Raw genomic sequence first — 304 nt, forward strand, 5'->3', positions numbered from 1 at the left:
CTGAGGGCAAGCAGCAGAGAGAATTAACGATGGGTCAATATAACCGGAATGAATTCGGTGTATATATGGCCGTTACGGAACGATACAAATATATCTACTCAGCGCCGGACAATAAGGAATGGTTGTTTGACTTGCAGGTTGATCCGGAAGAAACGCACAACTTCTTTAACAATCCCATGTACAAGGATCAAGCGGAACGAATGAAACGCCAGTTGCTTGAGCAACTGAGAGCGGATCAATGCACGACGATGATTGACGGGGATGATTGGAAACGTTATGAGCCGCAGCAGCTCCCGCCAGAGCG

1 protein-coding gene is annotated in these 304 nt (G+C 47.7%); it reads left to right on the top strand.

Going from position 1 to position 304, the window contains the following annotated elements:
• Positions 1 to 304: sulfatase/phosphatase domain-containing protein (locus tag NQZ67_RS30925; RefSeq protein ID WP_257453183.1), on the top strand; the 304-nt coding region annotated here is incomplete at both ends.

The organism is Paenibacillus soyae (assembly GCF_024623455.1).
Classification (GTDB): domain Bacteria; phylum Bacillota; class Bacilli; order Paenibacillales; family Paenibacillaceae; genus Pristimantibacillus; species Pristimantibacillus soyae.